The 971-nt window shown below is 58.1% G+C and carries 2 protein-coding genes and 1 pseudogene; 1 reads left to right on the top strand and 2 read right to left on the bottom strand.

Features of this window, described 5'->3' with window-relative positions:
• A partial coding sequence (locus tag ACLFKU_RS43645; RefSeq protein WP_410853378.1) for an IS110 family transposase occupies nucleotides 1-332 on the bottom strand: 332 nt, incomplete at its 3' end.
• A gap of 125 nt (nucleotides 333-457) precedes the next feature.
• Nucleotides 458-604 (bottom strand): annotated as a pseudogene (locus tag ACLFKU_RS43640) (IS6 family transposase); the annotation flags it as partial.
• Between the two features lie 48 nt (nucleotides 605-652).
• Between ACLFKU_RS43640 and ACLFKU_RS43635 the strand changes: the two are divergent.
• Entirely contained in the window at nucleotides 653-901 is a 249-nt protein-coding gene (locus tag ACLFKU_RS43635; RefSeq protein ID WP_018437036.1) for a hypothetical protein, read from the top strand.
• Nucleotides 902-971: the final 70 nt, after the last annotated feature.

Here is a 971-nt window from a genome sequence, read left to right as displayed (position 1 = left end):
GTTTTTACCGCTACCGGCTTGCCTGGCTGCTGTACTGCTAGCCAGATCGCCCGGGCGTCCGCCGCATCGTTCTTATTGCGGATGTTGAACGCCTTCACAAACTCCCCCGGCATCAGCTTCACCTCGTGGCCCATCTTCGTTAGTTGCCGGGCCCAGTGGTGCGCACCACCGCACGCTTCCATCCCGATCAGGCACGGCGCACGGTTCGCGAAGTGTTCGAGGAACTTTGCCCGCTTGATCGGCTTGTTCACGATCTCGCCGGTGTCCTGATCGATGTAATCCAACTGGAACACGTTTTTCGCGATGTCCACACCAACTGCTGTACGATTCATCACTGGATCCTCCGGTCGCCTCGGAAAACTTCCTATTTTCCACGTGGGCACGTCGATGCCGTTGGCCCCGTGAGGATCCACCTTGCTTTGCTCACTCGGTCACGGGGTGGGACGCGTTCATTTCATTCTTCCAGATTTCGCAGGCTCAGCCCATAGGCCACATACCAGCGCACGCACATCAGCATGACATCGAGCGGATAGTGCAGTCGCTTCAGAACCTTCGCAATTCCTGGGGTAAGGGTCGTTCGTGGTGTCGGTGCCTTCTTCATCATCGGGTCAGTACAGGTTCGTCAGACACGCATTCTAGCGTCCCCGCACTAATGCGACAGAACCAGAAAAAGGGCGAAGGCAATGCACGCAACGGTAACCGTTACCTTGCCTGGGCATTCGTCGAAGCCGCAGCTGGAGCGCTGCGCTGCTGTCCACAGGCCAGACGTTTCTATGATCGCAAAAAGTCAAAGCGCCTGCCCGTCGTGGCCATGAAGGCGCTCGCACACAAGCTCGCGCGTGCCGCTTATTACATGATGCGGGAGGGCAAACCCTTTGACCTCAACCGATGTTTCGGCTGACCTTGGCGGGGGGTGACGAGCCCGCCGGCTTTGTTGGCATCAAACCAGCAAGTTGATTGGGACACCCCCC

The sequence above is a fragment of the Paraburkholderia sp. EG304 genome (genome assembly GCF_046543485.1).
In the GTDB taxonomy this organism is placed as follows: domain Bacteria; phylum Pseudomonadota; class Gammaproteobacteria; order Burkholderiales; family Burkholderiaceae; genus Paraburkholderia; species Paraburkholderia youngii.
This window is presented reverse-complemented; position numbering and strand designations above follow the sequence as displayed.

Excerpts from the sequence above, each read along its gene's own strand:
- ACLFKU_RS43635 (WP_018437036.1), top strand. The coding sequence starts at position 653 with ATGCGACAGAACCAGAAAAAGGGCGAAGGCAATGCACGCAACGGTAAC.